1 protein-coding gene is annotated in these 1,090 nt (G+C 73.2%); it reads left to right on the top strand.

Annotation, left to right across the window (positions count from 1 at the left end):
* The coding region (locus tag E1300_RS49570; protein WP_165503367.1) for an acyl carrier protein at positions 1 to 1,090 on the top strand (1,090 nt) is incomplete at both ends.

Raw genomic sequence — 1,090 nt, 5'->3', positions numbered from 1 at the left:
GACCACCCACCTCACCCACACCGACCACCAACGCCTCCACAACGCCGGCGTCACCCCTCTCACGACCCCGACCGCCCTCGCCCTCCTCGACGCCGCGCTCGCCACCCGCCACCCCGCTCCCATCGCCGCGGTCTCGCCGCCCCGACCGAGACGCGAGGCGGCACGCGCCGCCGGTCCGGACACCGATGATCCGGGCTCGTTGCGCAGCCGGCTGTCGAGGCTGGACGAGCGCGGGCAGCGCGCGGTGCTCACCGAGCTGGTACGGCAGCACGCGGCCGCCGTCCTGGGACACTCCGACTCCGCCGCCATCGCGGCCGACCGCCCGTTCAAGGAGCTGGGGTTCGACTCGCTGACCGGCCTGGAACTGCGCAACCGGCTCAACACGGCCACCGGCCTTCGGCTGCCCAGCACCGTCGTCTTCGACCACCCCACGCCCCGCGAACTCGCCGCGCACCTGCGGGGAGGCGCGGCGACGAGGGAGCCGGAGACCGGCACCCACCGGCCACCGGCCGACGATCCCATCGTGATCATCGGTATGGGGTGCCGCTTTCCCGGTGGAACGCACTCGCCCGACGAACTCTGGGACCTGGTCGCCGCGGGGAACCACGTGGTCGGCGGATTCCCTGCCGACCGGGGCTGGGACCTCGACGCCCTCTATGACCCCGACCCCGACCGGCCCGGTACCACGTACGCCCGGTTCGGCGCGTTCCTGCACGATGCCGCCGACTTCGACGCCGCCTTCTTCGGCATCAGCCCCCGCGAGGCGGCCGCCATGGACCCCCAGCAGCGGATACTGCTGGAGACGGCGTGGGAGACCGCCGAGCGGGCCGGGATCGACCCGACCACGCTGCGCGGGACCGCCACCGGCGTGTTCGTCGGTGCCACCGCGCACTACTACGGCGCGGCGGCGGTGCGGTGGTCCGCCGACGGCCACATCCTGACCGGCAGTACGCCGAGTGTGGCGTCCGGTCGGATCGCCTACAGCCTCGGACTGGAAGGCGCGGCCATCACCGTCGACACCGCCTGCTCCTCATCCCTGGTCGCCGTACATCTGGCCTGCCAAGCCCTGCGCACCGGAGAATGCACCCTC

Source organism: Actinomadura fibrosa (assembly GCF_900659615.1).
Lineage (GTDB): Bacteria > Actinomycetota > Actinomycetes > Streptosporangiales > Streptosporangiaceae > Spirillospora > Spirillospora fibrosa.
The sequence above is the reverse complement of the archived record's forward strand: the minus strand, read 5'-3'. Positions and strand labels throughout refer to the sequence as shown.